We start from the raw sequence: 21,392 nt of genomic DNA, 5'->3' as shown, positions 1-21,392 counted from the left end.
GCGGTGGCCTAACCGCCCAGAGGGCGGCGTTACGTAAGTTATAAAATTGTCCTAATTATTATGGCGGTTGCTATAGATTTTGCGATCGCCAACTTTGAAACGATCGCTACCCGCGCAGGAGTTGTTTAATAGTTCCAACCAATTCCTGTGGGTGGAAAGGTTTAGCAATGTAAGCGTCTGCCCCTTGCTTCATACCCCAGTAGCGATCGAATTCTTCGCTTTTGCTCGAACACATTACCACTGGTAAATTTTGGGTTTTGGGGTCGCTCTTAAGCCGTCGGCAAACTTCATAGCCATTCATGCGGGGCATAACGATGTCCAGAACGACTAGATCGGGGCAATTAGCTTTGATTTGCTCTAGAGCTTCTACACCGTCACTGGCTACAGTAACATTCAACCCTCTGCCTTTGAGCAGGTCGGCGATCATTTCCCGCAGGGTAACGCTGTCGTCAACAACCATAACTGTACTCATATATTCCTACCTAGTTTCTGGGTTGAAACTTTAACAAGCAAGGGTAGCGTACCCCGATTTAAAATGTGATTGGTTATATATAGTTTACCCACGTCTCATCATTTCCTTATCATTCTCTTAATAATTCCGAGAAATCTCGGTTGACACACCTAGGGCTTTTTGCTACTTTACCACTCTATCTCAAAAATAGCATCGCTCAACAAAAAAATGTTGTTAAGGGCAGAGCCTAAGAAAATGTGAGTCTGAGTTCGCTCTTCCCGTCCTGCGCGGTGCGATCTGTTTCTCGACATTCCCTAAACGATGCTAGTTGTCTGGGGTTTCAAAACTTTTGAGCGGGATTGGTATTTTGACTACCTAATGTCTCCAGTTGATTGTTGTAGATGGTCTCCAAATTGACCTGGCGGTGCATGGAGGCATGGTCTGAGTTTTGAATGCCATTAACGACAGTTCCTAAGACAGAAGCACCGGAAATTTTTAATCCTTCTAATGCTTTGGTGACGAGAGAGCGATCGGTGCGATCGAGCGCTACTACTAAGATTGTACCGTCAGTGTGAGCGGCGAGAATGTGCCCGTCTGCTAGGCCGACAAGGGGGGGAGTATCGTAGATCACTAAGTCAAAAAAGGCTTGAAATTGCTCCATGAGATAGAGCATTTTTTTCGATGATAGGAGTTTGATCGGGTCAGGTGGGGTGGAACCTGCGGTGAGTATGAAAAGGTTGTCTTCGTCTGGCGATCGCTGGATTGCGTCGTTCAAGCTGAGGTCTGTGGCGATCGCATCGCTAAGTCCGCGCACGTTTGGCAAGCCTAACCGTAGGTGGAGTTGAGGCAAGCGCAAATCAGCATCTACCAGCAACACTCGCAGGCCGACGGCAGCCGCCGTCCTCGCCATATAAAAGGCAACGGTAGATTTGCCATCCCCTGTCACTGCTGAACCAATCACTAGCGATCGCATCGATCTCCCTGGGGTCAGCAAGCGGATATTGGTGTACAGGGAACGAAATGCTTCTAGAAAGGAATAATCTAAATCCCCGTGAGACTTGCTACCACCCAACTGTAATTGTGGGCTCTTGCCTGGAGTTGCATCCCCAAGATTCTTGACTGATGACCGAGGCTTAGATTTTTTGCTGATTCTCTTGAGTTTTTTGGTCAGCGGGATCAAACCTAGCACTGGTAGTTTCGTTCCCCACTTAATTTCTTCTGGGGTATGGAAAACTGTATTGAGAACTTCTACTACGAAGCCTACTGCTACGCCAAATAGGATACTTAATACTAATGCGATCGCTAAATTTTTACCTTTATTGGTAACAGTCACCGATAAAGGTTTGCCAAATTCAGTTGTCAGGATCGTGGGTTCAGTAATGATCGTCCACGGCGTGTCCTGCTGTCCCACACCTAGTTTCAGTGTTTCTCGTTTAGATAAGAATACCTTCAAGCTTTCTGTCGCCACCCCTAATTCCCGCTCCAAATCTCCATATTGGCGGAGGACGGAAGGTAATTCTCTGATGTTTTTATTTAAACTATCTTCACTTGCCGTCAGACTGCGCTCGCGAGCTTCTAGCTGCTGGATTTGACTTGCCACTGTGTCAATCGTCGATTTAGCTTCTTTCTCCAACAAACCGCGTACATTTTTCTGCTTTTCTCGCAAAGACTGCATCGGTGGACTATCTTCACGAAATTGGGTGGCACTAATTGCCAGTTGAGTTTCCAGGGTTTGAAGCTGGTTGATTAAGGTTTCGTACCCTTTCGGGTTAATTGCCACTACTCCAGAAATATTGCCCTGTGCTAACTGCGTTTTCAGGTTACTGTATAACTTCCTGGTTTCAGCGAGCTGGGCTTGGAGAGTGACTTGGTTAGAGCCAATAGCGTTCCCTTGATCGGCAAAGCTTCTGCTGGTTAATTCTGGTAGGCTCAGGTTAGCCTCCTGACGTAGGGATTGCAGTTGTCGCTGGAGTTTATCCACTCGCATCCGCAGTGCTGGAAGCTGGCTATCAATGTACTCCATGCCCTTTGTCGTCTGTTTAAGGCGCTCTTGGCGGCTGTACTCTAAATAGTATTTAGAAACTGTATCTAGGACAAACTTAATTTTATCTAGGTCTTTATCCTGGTAAGTAAATTCTATAATTTTTGTGCCAGCTTCTTTACCATCTTTAGCATAAGTAATCCGGTTAATTTTTAACTGAGTATTCAGCTTTGTGTAGCTAACTTCTCGATAGTTTCCTTGTAATTTTTTGACCAGTGGATCTAAAAGTTTGGGACTCTTTAGCACTCGCAAAAGAGTCTGGTAGTCTACCATACTGCTGTCTTCGACAGAGGAACCAACTTTGTTAACTTCATCAGCACTGAAATTAGCACTCTGAGACTGGATCAGCAATTGAGACAATCGACCTTCAGCCGTGATTGGCTCTACTAAAACCTGGAAACTACCTTGATAGAGCCTGGTTATTTGCTTAGTTTTCCACAGTACCAGCGACCCGGAAATTCCGCCGAGTATGACTGAGATCGTTACCATCAGCCCCATCCTTCTCCGCATTACGGCAAAGAGCCAGCCTAAATCTAAAGGCTCTTGATCGCTAGTATCGTTATTTCCTGGAGAGAGGTTGGGCCCTGGTTGAGGCATAGCCCCATTGCGCTTCGCTGTTGTTGGTTGGAAATGATATTCTGTATCCATAATTTTTAATTGCTTCCTTCGCTAAAAAGTGTTATTTAGGCAATCTAATAAGTCCCAAGTTATTCAGCAATGATAGGAGGGCATTACCAGTGCTGGGTACTGCCAGAAGGGCAGCGGTGGGATTTAAAATCAGGTTAACGGTGTCTACTACTCCGGCTGTCGCGGAGCGCCTGACTACAATGATATCTTTATTTCGGACTAGGGGGTTGGTCTGCTCGTTGATTCCTTGAGTAAAATCAAGTTGTATAATGCGCCGGGAAACAGTGCCGTCAAAATTGAGGCGGAGGAGTTCCACAGAACTTTTTTTAGCTCTACTGCTGTTGAATCCTCCTGCTGCCATCAGCGCTTGGTTTAGGGTGGTGTTGGTTGGTACCTCTACTAGGCCTGGTCTGACTATTTCTCCTACGACGTTTAGTTGAATTTTAGCTGGAGAAAAGCTAGCGTCTGCGATCGCAGATATTTCTGCGGGATTAATTTCCGTAGCAGTAGGAATGATAATCGTATCTCCGTCTTGCAAAATCGTGTCTTGATTGACATCACCGCTCTCTAAAAGTTGCCAGAGGTTAACACTAAAGATTTGTTCGGAACCCGCACTGGTGGGGCGACGCACTTGCACCTGGCGAATATCCGCTTGGGCCTTGAGGCCTCCAGCTAGCTGAATTGCCCGCGTTACTGTTGGCAATCCTTGGACGCTTTGGGCGGATAAGGTATCTCCTCCGACTACGACATACCTTCCTGGGCGAATTACTTCTCCTACCACTGCTACTGTACGAGCTTGATTAGAAGCAGGAGCAAGGGTAGAAATTGCTATTTGACGGGCTTCGGCTAGATTCATGGCTGCCGCTGTGGGTATGAAGATGGCATCTCCATCCCGCAAGGTGATGTCCGCAGATACAGTACCAGTCTGTAAGTATTTCCACAGATCGAAGGTCAAGACTTGCGGTTCGCCAACTCCCCCCGCTCGCCGCCGCAATTCTACCCGCCGAATGTCAGCAATTTGGGTCACGCCCTGAGCTCGTTCAATAGCCTGCACTAAGGTGGGAAATTGCACGGAAGGGACATTACCCGCTCCTGAGCTCAGGGGAATGCTATAGGAACCTGGGCGGTTCACTTCTCCTGAAATCCAGATATTAAGGGGGCGCGTCGCTTGCAGGCTGACTGTAATCTGGGGGCGTTTGAGGACAGGGGCATAGGCATTGGAAATGGCAGTGGTTGCTTCCTCAAGGGTTAGCCCCTGAATGGAAATACTGCCAATTAGGGGCAATTGGATGACACCACCAGCCGGAATTTGGTAGTTACCGCTGAGTTGGGGTAAGTCGAAAATATCGACGCGGATGTTGTCTCCGCCTCCTAGAGTGTAAGTGCCTGTTGCGTTAGAGGGGTTCTGTGTACTTTGCCGTTGGGCGACCGTCGGCTGTGGGTAAACTACACCAATTATAGCTAACAGGCTCAAGCCGGTCAGTATGGGGATGATTTTTCTGGGCAAACTTGCGTTCACAATATACAACGTAATTTGCTTAGTTATTTTAATGTAACCTAGCTGGCAAGAAACTGCCAAACTGTGAGTTCTATGTAGAAGGCAGAGAGCGCAAGGCACAGGGCATTAGCAAAAGGGAAAATACTTAAGTCGCCTCCTCGCTCTGGCAATATTGAGAAACGTTGACTATATTTAAAGACAGACTCGCTCCTAGTGGATTGTCAGTAGACAGCCCAATAAGAAGAAATATTTAAGGTCGGTACTAGCAATGAAAGAAATTCTCCGCGATCCTCTATTTTTGCTAATTATTATAGCGATTGCTGTCATTGTACTGATGTTGATTTATCAATCAGTAGCCAGGAATAAAAAATTTGGGTTAAATTTAGAAAAAATCATCGCTGGCATATTTTTATTTGCTATTTCGGGAGCATCAGGCGCAGGAGTGATGCCTTTTACTAAGTTACACCCGCTCGTGATGGCAACAGACCGGACTACACCGCCAACTATCATCGGACAGATCGGAATCTATGCTGCTTTTCTATTCGTATTATTTCCTCGGTTACGTTTGACCATGAAAGATTATTTACAAGCGTTTTTACGGACTATGAGTAGCGATCCGTCTTTAGCGGTGCTTTTATTCATGATCTTGTTTTCGCTTTTGTGGTCAGATACGAGTGATGTCACCCTCAAAAATAGTTTGGTGATTTTAGAAGTAACAGTTATCGCTATTTACATAGGAAATCAATATAGTTGGCAAGAGCTATATCCTTGGTGGCGTGTAGTCAATTTATTTGTTATGTTCTGGAGCCTGTACAAAACCAATGCGGATGAGGCTGGGTGCTGGAATGGAATATTGGGCCACAAGAACCAGTTTTCATTTTTTATGGCTCAAACAGCAGTTTTATGGTTTTTGTATGCCTTTTATTCTCCTAAAAATCGCCGTTTGGCGATTGTGTTTGGTTTGTTGGCTTCCTTAGCAGTCCAAAAAGGATGCAGCGGAGCCAGTCGAATCTTGGTGATTATCTTATTAGGCTTTTGGTTTTATCTCAGTGTCATCAAAAAATTGCCGGTGCAGTGGGCTGTGATTTCAGTCATACTTTTCATGATCGTTAGCATTTGTCTGGCAATTGTGGTAATCAATAATCTGGAGGCGATCGTTGTCGATGGTCTTAAAAAAGATATGACGTTGACGGGGCGAACTGAATTCTGGCCGCAAATCGTAGAGAAAATCAACGAGCGTCCCCTTCTGGGGTATGGAGTTGCGGGTTTTTGGCAACCTTGGCGCGGTTTGGAAAATCCTGCTCATACTATTATCATAGTTAAAAGCCAATTTGTCCCACCGCATTCTCACAATGGCTTTTTAGATTTAGCCTGCGATTTAGGTTGGGGGGGATTAATATTATTTATATTTTCATTTTTAAATAATATAGTTAAGGGTGTGGTGTATTTAACCCGCACCCAATTGCCTGAAGCTGGCTTGCCTCTTTTCATCTTGACCTATATACTAATGACAAATCTTACAGAAACAGGTCTTTTTGGGACAACCAGCATTTGGTTTTGGTACATTGTCATGTCAGTCCGCCTGAGTCGAGACATTTCACAAAAGACTTGAACGGAAAGAGGACTATTTTAAAAAATCACCTGCTTTGTAACGAATTCAAAACTTATGATATTAGACAAACTCTTTGCGTTTATAGATAGGCTCAGCCCAGGACTGCGTAAGGTGATTGCCAACACAACTTGGCTATTTGCTGATAAGATATTGCAGCTAGGTATGGGTCTATTAGTAGGGCTTTGGGTCGCTCGTTATCTACAACCGGAAAGATTCGGCTTGCTTAACTACGCGATGGCGACAGCGGGACTGTTTGCTCCCATTGCTAGCCTTGGGTTAGGTTCGATTGTAATTCGCGATCTATCTCGCAATTCCTCTAATAAGGAAGAAATTCTTGGTACAGTTTTTGTCCTAAAATACATCGGTAGTTTGATAGCTTTGTTGTTAACTGTGGGAACAGTAATCCTGTTGAATCCTACGGAACCCTATACTCAATTGTTGGTAGGGGTAGCAGCATTAGTAACCCTATTTCAGCCGTTTGAAGCCATCGATTTCTGGTTCCAGTCGCAAGTGCAATCAAAATATACCGTTTTGTCTACAAATGGGGCTTATTTGATTATGAGTGTTGTTAAAGTTATACTCATTAACTTCCGAGCTTCATTAGTTTCCTTTGCCTGGTTATTTAGTGCTGAGTATGCTTTAAGAGCGTTAGGGTTTGTGATTGTTTATCAAGCAAATGGAAATCAGATATTAAAGTGGCAATTCAACCGGAAGCTGGCTATGGAATTGCTCCGTCAAAGCTGGCCGATGATTTTATCCGACTTCATGATCTTTATTTATATGCAGATCGATCAGATCATGATGAAACAGCTTAGTAGCACGGAAGAATTAGGACTGTATGCAGCAGCCGTCAAAGTTTCTGGGCTATGGTATTTTGTGCCTATGGCTATAGTTGGCTCGGTTTTCCCATCGATTGTTAAAGCTAAAGACATTAGTGAAACTCTTTATACGGAGCGCCTGCAAAAACTTTTATATTTAATGTCTTTAATATCCTATGCAGTTGCAATTCCTGTGATGTTGTTTGCACAGCCGATAGTGATTCTTTTGTATGGAAAAAACTATCTTGGTGCTGCCCCCTCTTTAGCGGTTCTGATTTGGGCTGGGCTGTTTGTCTGTTTGGGAATCGCCAGAAGTACATGGCTAATTACAGAAGGGTTCTTAAATCTTTCAGCCGCGACAACTGCTGTGGGTGCAGTTGTTAATATTATATTGAACTTTATTTTAATTCCCCGCTATGGTGGTTTGGGAGCCGGGATTGCTACTCTGATTGCACAAATGGCTGCTTCTTATTTAGCCCACGCACTTTACCCGAAAACTAGAAAGATGTTTTGGATGCAAACGAAAGCAATTTTTCTAGTAGACATCATCAAAAAAATAGGCAGATTTTCCTCTGGAGGATAAACAAGTTTATGCACATACATTCTAACTTCAGCAGTTAAGAAAGTAACAGTAAGTGGCTAGTATTAGAGTGAAATATTGAAATTATCTTACTTTTTTGCTATAATCTTAGCCACAGCCCAAAAACAGCTTCACTAAGGAGGAGAAATGGAGTCTTTGAAAGCAAAGTTATGGCGAAAATGGTTACAACTGGCAAATCAGAGGCATGAACAAAAAATACAGGAGAAAATTACCAGTGCCCGAACTTCAGACAAAGGTTCCGCTTATATAAACACTCCAAAACTTTCACTAATTGTGCAATTTTTCAATAAAAAGCCCAATATTAAAAGTATCATTAATGCACTCAGGTTAACTTCAGCCGAAGAACTGATAGTGATTGATGATGGCTCTAGCGATGGCTCTTACGAAGAGTGGATGAAATATCTTGACAGGCGCAATGACTTTCTGCTGCGCTGTAATGACTTGTTCGAGGTGAGAACCTACGATCGAGCAATCGGGATGGCAAAAGGGGAATTTGTTTGTTTACTCCAAGATGATGATATCCCTCCCTACAATAATACTTGGGTAGAGCAGGCACTCACTTTGTTTGAAGCTTTACCAGATTTACTAATATTAGGTGGTAGAGAAGGTTTAGATTTTTTAATGCCAGATCCAGTGCTTCCAGATCGAGAGCCCACCTATAGCAGAATTGGAGATATAGGGAGTTGGCCTGGACTTTTTAAGAACCATATTTATGGCACACCTCACTATATAGAGCCCAAGTCTGGTCTACCATTTATGTTTACTACCTCCGTAAATAGATCCCCAACTTTTTTCAGAAGAAAGCAGTTTTTGGAACTAGGAGGTATTAATCAAGATTACGCTCCGTTTCAGTTTGACGATGATGAGGTGAGCGTGAGAGCTTGGTTAGCGGGATACCAGGTAGGCTTATATCCCTGCCCATTTGTGAGAAATGTTGGCGCTGGTGGGATGAGAATTTTTAATAGTGAAAGAGTGAAAAAACAATCAATTATTAATGGCAAGAGATTTTACGATGCCTATGCTTCAATTATTAGCAGTGGCGAACTGCAAAATATGATAGATCGCGCCAATCAGCAATTAATTAATCCCCATAGCAGCAACTAATTTAATTATTTTTAAGCAAGGGTGACTATCGACCGTAATGCTGCCATTTTGGCTGTGTTACGGATACTTTTGTGTAAGTCCTGAATTAGTTTTAGGAAATTCACAAAACGCAACAAAAAATATTGTAAATTTAATCTGTGATAGCACACCCAAGCCAATTTCGAGACTATAATTAGAATAATCTTTGCTCTCAGCCGAGAGCAAGTGATGGCAACAAGTAAGAGGAGATAATTAGCTGAGTCAGTCTTCCCAATACTAAATTATAAGTAGAGTTCCAGCAATGTCCAATCATCAAATTCAAACACCAGTTGCTTTTATTATCTTCAAGCGTCCAGATACAACCGCCAAAGTATTTGAGGTAATTCGTCAGATCAAACCCCCTAAATTGTTAGTAGTAGCTGATGGGCCCCGTGCAGATAGACCAGGAGAAGACAAAGAATGCGCTGCGGTTAGAGCTATTATTGACCAAGTAGATTGGGACTGTGAAGTATTGAAAAATTATGCAGACACTAATCTCGGTTGTCGGCAGCGCGTTGCTAGCGGTATAGATTGGATATTTGATACAGTTGAAGAGGCAATTATTATCGAAGATGATTGTCTGCCCGATCCTACATTTTTCCGCTTTGCTGAAGAATTGCTAGAACGCTATCGATACGATCCAAGAATTATGTCAATTTCTGGTCAAAATGTTCAATTTGGGCGACAGCGAACAGATTATAGCTATTACTTTTCTTGCTACACTCACTGCTGGAGTTGGGCGAGTTGGAGACGGGCTTGGAAACACTACGATTTAGAGATGAAACTGTGGCCGGAAATTCGTGACGGCAATTTTTTAACAGATATTCTCAAAGATCCCCGTGCAGTGAGAGTGTGGACAAATGCTTTCCAACTCTGTTATGAAGGAAAACTAAATACCTGGGATTTTCAATGGGCATTTGCCAGTTTCATTCAAAATGGATTGAACATTATTTCTCAAACCAATTTAGTGTCTAACATTGGGCATGGGGCGGGGGGAACTCATACACCAGATGTTGACAGTCCTTACAATAATATGCCTACAGAACCTCTAGAATTTCCGCTGAAGCATCCTCCCTTTTTGATTCGGGATACCCAAGCAGATAATTTCACTCAAAATACTTTATACGATTACGATCCACCGATGATTAGAAAAGTGCAATACAAGCTGAATCAACTCTTGAAAATCAAGGCAAGTCCAGTTAATGGCAAGCGTTTATGAAAGTATTGCTTCTCAGTTATTCTGATAGAGAAGGGGGTGCAGCCCGTGCAACTTATCGGCTGCATCAAGGCTTAGAACATCTAGGGCTAAGTTCCCAAATCCTTGTACAAAATAAGAGGAGTGACGATCCCAATGTCATTGCGATTAAAGGGAAGCTAGCTCATAAATTTGAAGAAATCAGAGCAACAGTTTATAACTTACCTTTGCGGCTGTATTCACAGCGAAATTCTGCGATATTTTCTACCCAGTGGCTACCAGATTCTATACCTGCAAAAGTGGCTGAAATAGCACCAGATATTATTAATTTACACTGGACTTGCAAGGGATTTCTGCAAATAGAAAGTCTGCCTAAGTTTAATCAGCCCATAGTTTGGACGCTGCATGATATGTGGAGTTTTACAGGCGGGTGTCACTATACGGAAGATTGCGATCGCTATACTCAATCTTGCGGTAGTTGCCCGCAACTGCACAGCAGCAAAGACTTCGATCTATCCCGCTGGGTATGGCAACGAAAAGCGAAAGCTTGGAAACATTTAAACCTTTGCCTGGTTACTCCTAGCCAGTGGTTAGCAAAATGCGCCAGTGAAAGCTCTCTCTTTAAAGGGTATAGAATAGAAGTTATCCCCAATGGGCTTGACACTCAAACTTTCAAACCCATTAACCGCCTACAGGCACGAACTATCTTAAATTTACCTCAAGACAAACAACTGATATTATTTGGAGCTATGCAGGGAACAGGCGATCGCTGGAAGGGATTTTCCTTACTTCAGTCAGCAATTAAAGAGTTAAGTCAATCTCACAACCCAGAAGAATTAGAACTCATAGTTTTCGGTGCATCAAAACCCACACAACAATCCGAGCTCGGTTTTAAGGTACGCTATCTAGGTAAATTGTACGACGATAGTACCTTAGCCCTCGCCTATTCCGCCGCTGATGTGATGGTAGTGCCTTCAGTGTATGAAGCATTTGGTCAAACTGCCTCAGAATCACTCGCCTGTGGCACTCCCGTCGTTGCCTTTAATGCCACAGGGTTAAAAGATATCGTCGATCATCAACAAAATGGTTACTTAGCTCAACCTTACAAAAGCGAAGATTTAGCCCAAGGTATTACCTGGGTATTAGAAAACCCAGAAAGGCACCAAAAACTTTGCGCTAACGCCCGTGAAAAAGCGGATCGAGAATTTAGCCAAGAATTGCAAGCCAGTCGATATCTATCTATTTTTAAAGAATTAGTTCCCATCTAATTCGATCTGAGATTTTAGTATAAATATAATCTCTCTTTTGTGAACAGAGTGTAAAATCAAGTCAACAAACTATTGAAGGTTAAGGTCTAATATGCTGAGAGTTGTCTACGATCATCAAGTTTTTAGCTGGCAGAAATATGGTGGCATTTCCAGATATATATATGAGGTAGCAACTCACCTCGCTCAATCTGAGAATATAGAGGTTAAAATTTTAGCGATCGCTTATGTCAATGAGTATTTGAAAAGTTATAAATCTCACAACAAATCTAACTTAATTGTCGGATTTCCTATTCCCTACACTAGAAACAGCATCAACAAATTAGCTGAAAAGTTTAACGAGAAATTTTCTGCAATTTGGCTAAAAAAACACCCCCATGATATTTTGCACAAAACTTATTACAGTTCTCAAAATCTCGTAACAGATCCGCAAATGAAAGTGGTAATTACAGTCCACGACATGATCCACGAAAAGTTCAATCAGTTTTTCAATAGCAAAAAAATCTTTAATATCCAAGAAGATCCAACATCTTTGGCAAAAAAAGAAGCTGTGCAGCAAGCCGATAGGATTATTTGTGTTTCGGAAAATACCAAAAAAGATTTAATAGAAATCTTAAATGTAGACCCTAACAAGATATCTGTAGTCTATCATGGCTACTCCTTAAACAGCTATGATAGCAATACCACTGCTCCCAACATACCTCATCCCTATATTTTGTACGTAGGAGACAGAGGAACTTACAAAAATTTTAAAACTCTATTACAAGCCTATGCAAATTCTAGTCAACTGCGGAATAACTTTCATTTCATCTGCTTTGGTAGTCAGACCTTTTCTAGTGACGAAATCAATAATATTAGTGAACTTGGACTTCCCGAAGGTAAGGTTATTCAAGTTTCAGGAGATGACAAATTTCTGGCAAGTTTATATCAAAATGCTGCGCTTTTTGTTTATCCTTCGCTTTACGAAGGGTTTGGAATGCCGCTGTTAGAGGCAATGGCACTTAACTGTCCCGTTGCTTGCAGCAATACTAGCTCCATACCTGAAGTGGTTGGAGAAGCAGCCAAATTATTTGACCCGAATGAACCTGAAAATATTGCTGAAGTTTTAGAGAATATTTTGTTCTCAACGGAGGTAAGTAAAAAATTAATCCAACTCGGTGCAGAAAGAATCAAGCTTTTTTCTTGGGAGAGTTGTGCGGAACAGACTAAACAAGTCTACTTATCTCTGTTATAATTTTTTTGAATGATGTACGGGAGGAAGACAGATGGATCGCTTTCATTTAGTAGTTTTTAATTACGAACGAATTTCCCTCTTTTTAGACAACTTTGACAAAATCAGAAACTTCGATCCAGAGCAAGATAAAATTTATATCTTAGACTGCTCTTCTAATCATAAAAAAGAGCAAGGGAAAGTTGCTGATTTCTTGAAAACAAAAGGTTGGGAATTCAATAAACAAGTTCATTACATAGTTAGAAGAAATTGGGGGATTGACCAAGGTGCTAGAATAGACTACTTTGGTTTCCTAATAGACAATTACTTTGATTCTCCCCCGAAATATATCTGGCAGTTTCAGGAACACTATCTCGATTTGACATCTCCTGCGAGTAGATATCCCCTAGAATTTCCCACAATTGGAGGTCAAATTAAAGCAGACTTAATTCCAGACAATCTGATTGTAGATTTAGATGAATGTGAAAAAATCTATGAGCGAGACCCCGCCGTTACTATGCTTTATGCGGCTCGCTTAAAGATGATCTTATTTTCTCATGAAAATGGTCGAGAGTGGTTTTACGCTAACGGAGGAAACTATTTTATCCGAACATCCTACGCGCTGCAAGTCTACAATCGTAATCTTTTGGATAGCTACAAAATGATTTTCGATGGCAAGTCAGATTGGACTTTGTTTGTGGAAATGGATCAAGGCTATCGATTAACACAAAAAGGAGTAAAATGGTACGACTTAGTAAGTGGCTACAGTTTCGATCTGCCGCAGACCTTAAGAAATTTGGAAACAGCCAACAATATCGTTTTGCAACAAGACAAAGAACATAATCACGAAGATTATTATAGTCCCTTATACGATCGATATCAACAACGTTGCTTAAAAGCTTTAAATACTCCCCCCTGGCTCAGGAATATGTTAATTACAAAGGCTTTATTTATGGATAGCCTTAAGATAACATTAAGGAAGATTAAACGTCGGTTACTTCCGCAGAAATCACAAAAGGTAACAGTTCTGAGAGAAGGAAAACTCAAAAAACTTTGACGATTATGGAAGACTCAACTAATTTAGAAAACATGAACAATACTAGAATTGCAGTCCTTCTAACTTGCTTCAATCGCAAACAAAAGACATTAGCTTGTTTAGAGGCATTGTTCAACCAAAATCTACCCGCCGATGTTAGCCTCACCACCTATTTAGTAGATGATGCTAGCACTGATGGCACGGCAGAAGCAGTCAGTGAAACTTATCCTCAAGTCAAGATATTTCATGGCAATGGCAACCTATTTTGGAACGGTGGAATGCGCTTTGCTTTCACTGAAGCTATAAAAGACGATCCCGACTACTACCTCTGGCTCAACGACGACACAATCTTATATCCAGAAGCCGTCAGTACCTTGTTAGCAACTAGCAAGGAATTATTAGAACAAGGAGAAACTAAAGCAATTGTATCGGGTTCAACCTGCGATCCCCAAACAGGCAAAACCACTTACGGCGGCGTTGTGCGAGATAACTTCTTACTCCCTTTTCGCTACCGCGTTCTAGAACCAACTCAAGAGCCTCAACCTTGTGGGACAATACATGGTAATTGCGTCCTCATTCCTCGTAATGTAGCTCAAATTGTTGGCAATCTCGATCCTGCCTTCGTCCACTACATAGCTGATTGGGACTACGGCTTGCGAGCGAAGCAAAAAGGATGTACAGTCTGGATTGCAAAGGGTCATCTAGCAACTTGCTCTCTCAACCCGCAAGTGACACAAACTGCGGCATCAAATCTGACGGAAGGCTTGCAAAAAATGAGTACGCCTAAAGGCTTAGCCTTTAAAGATGCGACTCTGCAACCTGCTAGTGAGTGGAAAGTATTTACTCAGCGCCACGGAGGTTTATTGTGGCCAATTTATTGGCTGCTACCTTATCGGAGGTTAGTGTGGCTTTCAGTCTTGACTAAACTAGGATTAACTAACAACAAAAACTAAGGTGAAGAGGATGCAGAATCGGGATCAAATTCGCATTGCTTGGCTTGTCCCTGATGTCGAACTGGGAGCATACTGGCAACCAGTCTTGAGAGAATTTACTAAAATTTTTAAGCAGACTAAGTTTTATACCGGCCGCGTTTGGCCGGGATTTGATGAGACACTGCCAGGAGCATCGGCAATTGAAATAGTAGGAGAGACTAAATTTGTTGAAACTACTAAGATAGAGATGGGTTACGATCGCGGCTTTCTGATGGTATCTCCCAGTATTATCGGTTACTTGCTGCAATTTCGTCCTCAAGTGGTTTTTCCTCAAGCTTTTTCGCTGTGGACTGTTTTAACAGTAGTCTTAAAACCGCTTTGTGGTTGGCGAATTGCAATTATTTATGATGGGAGTTCCCCTAACTCTGACTTTCGAGATTCTGGTTTTAGGACTTTTGCTCGACGCATTCTGGCTCGGTTTGCTGATGCCTTTGTTTCTAACAGCCAAGCGGGAACAAAATATCTGGTGGAAGTGCTCAATGCTCAACCAGAGCAAGTCTTTACTAGAACTTATCTAGTTCCTGATACTGAAGCTCTGATGAAAAGATTGGAAAAAACAACTGCGCCTAATTTGCAGTTGCAACGCCCAATTTTTCTTTATGTAGGCAGGATTACAGCCAGGAAGGGAATTAAGAGTTTGCTAGAAGCTTGTGCAGTTCTAAAAAGTCAGGGATACTCTAATTATACGCTGCTAATTGTTGGTAAGGGAGATCAACGAGAGGAACTGGAAGCGTTTATTAAAGAGCGTCATATTGAAGAGCAGATAAGTTGGGTGGGATGGGTTGAGTACGGAAGTTTGGGAGCTTACTTTCAGCAAGCTGATATTTTTGTATTTCCTACTTTTGAGGATGTCTGGGGGATGGTGGTGCCAGAGGCGATGGTGTTTGGCAAACCGATACTTTGTTCTAATGCAGCGGCTGCGTGCGAACTGATTGTAGAGGGAGAAAATGGTTACATTTTTGATCCCCAAAATCCTCAAGAGTTAGCGGCGGCGATGCGCCGCTTTCTGGATAATCCCGATCTAATACAGTCAATGGGAGAGTGTTCTCGTCAGTTAATTGCTCGTACAACTCCGGCAAGTGCTGCTGAAGCTTATGCTGAAGTTACATCATTTTTAATGGGGAATGATTAGTGGTTAGTGGTTAGTGGTTGCTTGGTGATTTGTGGTTAGTTTTGATCCGATTTCTGAAAAATTTGGTGAGAGCAATCGCAGTAGGTTGGGTGTAACGAAGTGAAACCCAAGATTGAGATTGCAGCAACACTTTTCAGAAGTGGTATTAATTTAAACTCACTTTTCTCAACCTCGACTGTTACGATGGATTTGTACGGGTTTTACCAAATTCATTAGTTATAATTACACAAATAGTTGGTAAATTCGTTTTGCGATCGCAACAATGAACCACGAACCACTAACCACCAACAACTAACCACCAACAAGTAACAATCTACAGATGAAAATTCTTTTATCTGCCTTTGCCTGCGAACCCGGACAGGGTTCCGAAGAAGGAGTGGGCTGGAATACGGTGGTAGAAGCAGCAAAACACCAAGAAGTCTGGGTTCTAACTCGCACCTTTTACCGCGACGCTATTGAAGCTGAACTTGCTGCACGACCGATCGCGAACCTAAACTTTATCTACATTGAGCCTCTAGGCTGGAAAGAGAACTTTAAAGGCAGACAGGGGGGAGTGCAACTACACTACTATCTGTGGCAAATTTTGGCTTATTTTGTGGCGCGATCGCTCCACCGTAAAATAGGTTTTGATATCGCCCGCCACGTTACCTACGTTAAATTTTGGTCGCCTAGCTTCATCTCACTGCTGCCAATTCCTTTTATTTGGGGCCCCGTAGGCGGCGGTGAAGCTGCTCCCAAACCTTTTTGGGCAGATTTTAGCTTCAAGGCAAAACTTTACGAAACAGCGCGAGAGTGGGCGCAAAAGTTAGGCGAAAGCGATCTGTTTGCGAGGATGACGGCCCGACGTAGCGTCTTAGCCTTGGCGACAACGGAGGATACGGCGAAGCGGGTGCGGGCTATGGGTGCGAAAAACGTACAGGTACTTTCCGAGTCCTATCTCTCCAAGGCAGAGATGACACGGCTGGGAGAGTGCAAAATGCCGGGAGATTCCCCGATCAGGTTTATCAGTATGGGGCGGCTGTTGCACTGGAAAGGCTATCACCTAGCGGTGCGGGCCTTTGCGATCGCTAACTTGCCAAATGCTGAATATTGGCTGCTGGGAGACGGGCCGGAACGCGATCGCCTAAAATCTCTAGCGGAAGAAATGGGCATTTCCTCTCAAATTAAGTTCTGGGGGAGGCTGCCGCGCCAGGAAAGTTTGGGTAAGCTAGGGGAATCTCATGTATTAATTCACCCCAGCTTGCACGATTCAGGTGGGTGGACGTGCCTGGAAGGGATGGCTGCGGGTCGTCCGATCGTCTGCTTCGATCTGGGAGGGCCCTCTACCCAAGTGACCGCTGAAACGGGCATAAAAGTGCCTGGTTATCATCCCAAACAGGCAGTCAATGACTTAGCTGAGGCGATCGCTCATTTGGCCGACGATCCAGAGTTGCGATCGCGCATGGGTCGAGCAGGTCAAAAACGGGTGGCAGAGGTATATGATTGGGATGTTAACGGTCAGTTCTTCGCTCAGTTGTGCGAAGACATCGTTGCCCAACAAAAAGATAAAATTTGATCGGGTGCATTAGTTATTAGTTAGGAGTTATGGTCACAAAAGTTTCCATAACAAATCACAAATAACAGCTACAAAATTCAAAATCCAAAATCTAAAATCTAAAATCGAATGAGCGTTGTAATCATTACTGGATCGGCTGGTTTAATTGGTTCCGAGGCATCTAATTTTTTTGCCAGCCAGGGATTTGATGTGGTGGGAATTGATAATGATATGCGCCGCGTATTTTTCGGAGACGAAGCCTCCACTACTTGGAATCGGCAACGGTTAGAGCAATCCTTAAAAGGCAAATATCACCATGTCGAAGCAGATATTCGGGATTATGAAGCCATTGCCAAGGTTTTTAAGCAGTATGGTTCTGATATTAAGTTAGTAATTCATACCGCAGCTCAGCCTTCCCACGATTGGGCCGCACGGGAGCCGCTGACGGATTTTACCGTTAATGCTAACGGCACATTAAACCTGCTGGAAGCAACTAGGCAATATGCAATTGAATCTCCATTTATTTTCACTTCAACTAACAAAGTTTACGGCGATACACCTAATCGTTTGCCCTTAGTAGAATTAGAGCATCGTTGGGAAATTGACCCTAACCATACCTACGCAGGCGGCATCCGAGAGGATATGTCAATTGACCACACGCTGCATAGTTTGTTTGGCGCTTCTAAAGTAGCCGCTGATGTTTTAGTTCAGGAATACGGGCGCTATTTTAATATGAAAACGGCCTGTTTTCGGGGGGGATGCCTGACGGGGCCCAATCACTCTGGTACTCAATTGCATGGCTTTTTAGCTTATTTAATGAAGTGTGCGGCAATGGGTACTCCTTACACAGTTTTTGGTTACAAAGGCAAACAAGTACGTGACAATATTCACAGCGCGGACTTAATTGCTGCATTCTATGAATTTTTTAAAGCTCCCAGAGTAGCAGAAGTTTACAATGCTGGGGGAGGTCGCCATAGCAATTGTTCAATGATAGAAGGCATTCAGATGTGCGAAGAGATTACTGGTCGCAAAATGAATTGGAATTATGGAGAAACTAATCGAGTTGGCGATCATATTTGGTGGATTAGCGATAATGGGCGATTTGCCAGTCATTATCCCGAATGGCAGATGAAATATAATGTCAAACAAATCCTTGAGGAGATTTACGAATTTAACCGCGATCGTTGGTTAAAAGAGGTAGCATAATGATAGATCAAGGCAAGAAAAATGTCATTGGTGTTTTGGTAAATTCTCTAGATTATGAAGCGGCTGTTAGCACCATTATTACTGCCGCACACCAACACCAACCCATGTCTATTTCCGCTCTAGCCGTTCACGGCGTAATGACGGGAGTTCTTGACAGAATTCATCGCTACCGACTCAATCATTTTGACTTAGTATTGCCAGACGGACAACCTGTAAGATGGGCATTAAATTTGCTCTATCATGCGCGACTTCCCGATCGCGTTTGCGGGCCAACTACAATGTTATTAGTGTGCGAACGTGCAGCAGAAGAGGGATTGCCTATTTACTTGTACGGTTCTAAACCTTCCGTACTTGAAGCTTTATCCCATAATCTTTGCAAGCGTTTTCCTAAGTTAGTAATTGCGGGTGCTCAACCTTCTCGATTTAAGCAAGTTTCTGCGGAAGAAAAACGGGAAATTGTACAACAAATTCGCAAAAGTGGGGCCGCAATTACTTTCGTTGGTTTGGGTTGTCCTCGGCAAGAAGTTTGGGCCTATGAATATCGCAATGATTTGTCAATGCCATTAATGGCTGTAGGTGCAGCTTACGATTTTCATGCCGGAAATTTGGCCAAAGCTCCTGAGTTTTTAGCTAGTTTAGGTTTAGAATGGGTATTTCGCTTGGCAATGGAACCGAAGCGTCTTTGGAAGCGATATCTTTTACTAAATCCGCTTTATATTTGGCTATTTACTTTGCAATCTTTGAACTTAAAGCGGTTCGATCCTCAAGACACAGATCCCCCTTTGGAGGAAATGCGTTACGGTTAGGAATTTTGAGTTTTGAGTTTTGAATTAGATTTTGCATTTTTTGTAACGCCGCCGTCTCGGCGGTTTTTAGACCGCCCAGAGGGCGGCGTTACAAAACTCAAAATTCAAAAATATAGCAACCGCCAAGATAGTTAGGACATTCTAATACCAAATCTGGGTTAGTCATCCGCTTTATTAGTAATTCTGTCGTCATTGCGAGCTCCGCGAAGCAATCGCAGAGACTAGGCGATTGCTTCGGGATTGCTTCAGATTGCTTCGTTCCTCGCAACGCTTCGCGCCTCAGATTGCTTCGGGCTTGCTTCAGATTGCTTCGTTCCTCGCAACGCTTCGCGCCTCAGATTGCTTCGGGCTTGCTTCGTACCCTCGCAACTGCGCTTCGCTTGGCTCGCAACTGCGCTTCGCTTGACGCGCTTCGCTTGGCTCGCAACTGCGCTTCGCTTGACGCGCTTCGCTTGGCTCACAATGACAATTAAGGGAGTAGTAAACCCGGATTTGTATAAATTACTGAAACTCGTTTATTCTATTCCCTTCTTCCCCTAGCCCCTACCTATATCATCCTCGGTAAGCAGTCATCGGTTCTTTGATCAATCGGATATAAAGGTGCTTGAAAGTGGATTTAATCACGCGGGGCATTCCAAAATCTATCGGCATCATAGTTTCTGGTAGTTTCCAATCCAAAATCTTTAATTCTTCCGGTTGCAGCAGCGGAAATTCTATTGCCTCTAAATTTGAGCAAAAACCCAATCTTATAGATGCCGCTACTGTGGGAACACTTGCGGGTTCTACATTGACAATTTCTATTATAGAGCGATCGAGGGCAAATACATCGGCCGACGCACCTAAAATTCCTAAATAGCGAGGTTCGCCGCCGCTAGGCCCGTTACCTTCGTGACCGATAATGCCATCAAGAATTGTCAAATTTGGGTTAATTGCGCGTGCAGTTTCTGCTAGCATTGTGCCAAAACGAGCGCTATCTTTACCTGCTTCCATGTGCCACCATGCTTTCATTTTTCCGGGTACACAACCGAACAGGTTTTTAACTCCCATTGTCACAGTTAATTGCATATGAGATTTTAGCTTGGGGATGTTAATTACTACATCTGCTTCCATTGCTTCTTTGCACAATCGCAAATGATTAAATTCTTCGCTAACAGTCTGATAACGCTTGCCTTGAAACTCAACTATTGGCAAATTTAGTTCTTCTAAAAATGGCAAATAACCGTTAGCTTTGGCGACACCAATTGCACTACCAAAAGCGGGACTATCTCCTAAAAATGGTTTACCCCCCGCTGCTATTACCATTTTAGCAATGCAGTAAACTAATTCGGGGCGGGTGACACATTCTTTGGTTGGGCGAGAACCTGTTAAAAGGTTAGGTTTGAGGAGGACGCGATCGCCTTTTTTCACAAAGTTATTGATGCTTCCTAGGGGTTCTAGCAGGGTTTCTAGGGATTCCTGCAAGGCATGGAAATCGTAAGATTTGGCGCGAATTAAACTAACTTTAGCCATAGGAATGAAGGAAGAAGGAAGAAAGGAAATGCAATCAAAAGAAATATTTTAGCAGTTAAGAATTTTCTAAAAATTCTTGAAGTTTGCTAGAATTTTATTCAGTTGGAAATCTACCAGTTGCCCCGCGCTGCATGGTGGTGACTCGCTGAGAGTTAGGGAAAGTTCCCTCTCCTTGAATTTGAGGCATAGGCGGTTTTACTTCTACTTTCATCACCTTGGCTGTGTAGACGATCACTGTTTGGTCTATTAAATGGAATGTTAATATAGGTTGCGCTAACAATTGGGGTAATTGTTGACTGAAGGTAGCGGCGGGGATGGGTATATTAAATGCTTCTGATTGACCGTTATCAAAATAAAAGGTAACTTGTGTGGCGTTGGTTTGGGCCTGGGTAGCAAAGGAACTTCTCATATTTTTGTTAGTAGTTTTATTTGGGGATAATTGCTAATGGCTAATAGCTAATTGCTAATAGCTAATTGCTAATTGCATAACTCACTTGCTTGATAACCGTTATATTTTGCACCATTGTCAATAAAAGACTTCCTTTCGGGGTGGGGGCGGGTTTATTTAGCCTGTTAGTACCTTTAAAACTTTTGGCAAACCCGCCCTTATAAGGGGCTTTGTCTATTCTTGAGAGTGGCGCACGCAATACCTCAATTTTACCAAACTTATGTTCTTAATTGCAACAGGACTTACGCACGATTACGTAACGCCGCCTTCTAGGCGGTATCTTTACCGC

At 43.0% G+C, this 21,392-nt stretch carries 18 protein-coding genes; 13 read left to right on the top strand and 5 right to left on the bottom strand.

Translation table 11 applies throughout. The features are described 5' to 3' along the window. Positions 1-106: 106 nt before the first annotated feature. The 3 genes from PY364_RS00790 to PY364_RS00780 all read right to left on the bottom strand — a co-directional run bounded on the left by PY364_RS00790 (position 107) and on the right by PY364_RS00780 (position 4,638). Positions 107-472, bottom strand: a complete 366-nt coding sequence (locus PY364_RS00790) for a response regulator (protein ID WP_007353891.1) — start codon at positions 470-472, stop codon at positions 107-109. Between the two features lie 319 nt (positions 473-791). After that, on the bottom strand, positions 792-3,140 hold the full coding sequence (locus PY364_RS00785; protein WP_275519557.1) for a polysaccharide biosynthesis tyrosine autokinase: 2,349 nt from the start codon (positions 3,138-3,140) through the stop codon (positions 792-794). Between the two features lie 31 nt (positions 3,141-3,171). Further along, positions 3,172-4,638 carry an SLBB domain-containing protein gene (locus tag PY364_RS00780; protein ID WP_275519555.1) on the bottom strand — a complete coding sequence of 489 codons (1,467 nt, stop codon included), beginning with the start codon at positions 4,636-4,638 and terminating at the stop codon, positions 3,172-3,174. Between the two features lie 247 nt (positions 4,639-4,885). Between PY364_RS00780 and PY364_RS00775 the strand changes: the two genes are divergently transcribed. From PY364_RS00775 to PY364_RS00715, 13 genes are all read left to right on the top strand, one after another. Beyond that, entirely contained in the window at positions 4,886-6,229 is a 1,344-nt protein-coding gene (locus PY364_RS00775) for an O-antigen ligase family protein (RefSeq protein WP_275519553.1), read from the top strand. Between the two features lie 54 nt (positions 6,230-6,283). Further along, positions 6,284-7,630: a flippase gene (locus PY364_RS00770; protein WP_275519551.1), complete on the top strand. Its 1,347-nt coding sequence runs from the start codon at positions 6,284-6,286 to the stop codon at positions 7,628-7,630. 144 nt (positions 7,631-7,774) lie between these two features. After that, entirely contained in the window at positions 7,775-8,752 is a 978-nt protein-coding gene (locus PY364_RS00765; RefSeq protein ID WP_275519549.1) for a glycosyltransferase family 2 protein, read from the top strand. A 280-nt stretch (positions 8,753-9,032) separates the two neighbouring features. Next, complete coding sequence (locus PY364_RS00760) at positions 9,033-9,989, top strand: glycosyltransferase family 2 protein (RefSeq protein WP_275519547.1); 957 nt, start codon at positions 9,033-9,035, stop codon at positions 9,987-9,989. Next, on the top strand, positions 9,986-11,233 hold the full coding sequence (locus tag PY364_RS00755) for a glycosyltransferase family 4 protein (protein ID WP_275519545.1): 1,248 nt from the start codon (positions 9,986-9,988) through the stop codon (positions 11,231-11,233). Before PY364_RS00760 ends, PY364_RS00755 begins: the two co-directional genes overlap by 4 nt. A 91-nt stretch (positions 11,234-11,324) precedes the next feature. Next, complete coding sequence (locus PY364_RS00750) at positions 11,325-12,464, top strand: glycosyltransferase family 1 protein (protein ID WP_275519543.1); 1,140 nt, start codon at positions 11,325-11,327, stop codon at positions 12,462-12,464. A 31-nt stretch (positions 12,465-12,495) separates the two neighbouring features. Then, entirely contained in the window at positions 12,496-13,497 is a 1,002-nt protein-coding gene (locus tag PY364_RS00745; protein ID WP_275519541.1) for a hypothetical protein, read from the top strand. Between the two features lie 5 nt (positions 13,498-13,502). After that, positions 13,503-14,429 carry a glycosyltransferase family 2 protein gene (locus tag PY364_RS00740; protein WP_275519539.1) on the top strand — a complete coding sequence of 309 codons (927 nt, stop codon included), beginning with the start codon at positions 13,503-13,505 and terminating at the stop codon, positions 14,427-14,429. Positions 14,430-14,439: 10 nt separating this feature from the next. Further along, positions 14,440-15,600, top strand: a complete 1,161-nt coding sequence (locus PY364_RS00735; protein ID WP_275519537.1) for a glycosyltransferase family 4 protein — start codon at positions 14,440-14,442, stop codon at positions 15,598-15,600. A gap of 319 nt (positions 15,601-15,919) precedes the next feature. After that, entirely contained in the window at positions 15,920-17,155 is a 1,236-nt protein-coding gene (locus PY364_RS00730; RefSeq protein ID WP_275519535.1) for a glycosyltransferase, read from the top strand. Between the two features lie 108 nt (positions 17,156-17,263). Then, complete coding sequence (locus PY364_RS00725; RefSeq protein ID WP_275519533.1) at positions 17,264-18,340, top strand: NAD-dependent epimerase/dehydratase family protein; 1,077 nt, start codon at positions 17,264-17,266, stop codon at positions 18,338-18,340. Continuing rightward, positions 18,340-19,146, top strand: coding sequence for a WecB/TagA/CpsF family glycosyltransferase (locus PY364_RS00720; protein WP_275519531.1), 807 nt, complete (start codon positions 18,340-18,342; stop codon positions 19,144-19,146). The genes PY364_RS00725 and PY364_RS00720 overlap by 1 nt, the downstream gene beginning before the upstream one ends. Before the next feature lie 12 nt (positions 19,147-19,158). Beyond that, positions 19,159-19,281, top strand: a complete 123-nt coding sequence (locus PY364_RS00715; RefSeq protein WP_275519529.1) for a hypothetical protein — start codon at positions 19,159-19,161, stop codon at positions 19,279-19,281. Positions 19,282-19,698: 417 nt separating this feature from the next. On the opposite strand, the gene PY364_RS00710 is transcribed toward PY364_RS00715, so the two are convergent. Both PY364_RS00710 and PY364_RS00705 read right to left on the bottom strand, forming a co-directional pair. After that, positions 19,699-20,655 carry a DUF362 domain-containing protein gene (locus tag PY364_RS00710; RefSeq protein WP_275519527.1) on the bottom strand — a complete coding sequence of 319 codons (957 nt, stop codon included), beginning with the start codon at positions 20,653-20,655 and terminating at the stop codon, positions 19,699-19,701. Positions 20,656-20,749: 94 nt separating this feature from the next. Next, entirely contained in the window at positions 20,750-21,064 is a 315-nt protein-coding gene (locus PY364_RS00705) for a hypothetical protein (protein WP_275519525.1), read from the bottom strand. Between the last annotated feature and the right edge of the window lie 328 nt (positions 21,065-21,392).

The organism is Kamptonema sp. UHCC 0994, from assembly GCF_029167235.1.
Taxonomy (GTDB): domain Bacteria; phylum Cyanobacteriota; class Cyanobacteriia; order Cyanobacteriales; family Microcoleaceae; genus Kamptonema.
Note: the sequence above shows the minus strand (reverse complement) of the source record. Positions and strands in the feature narration are given on the sequence as shown.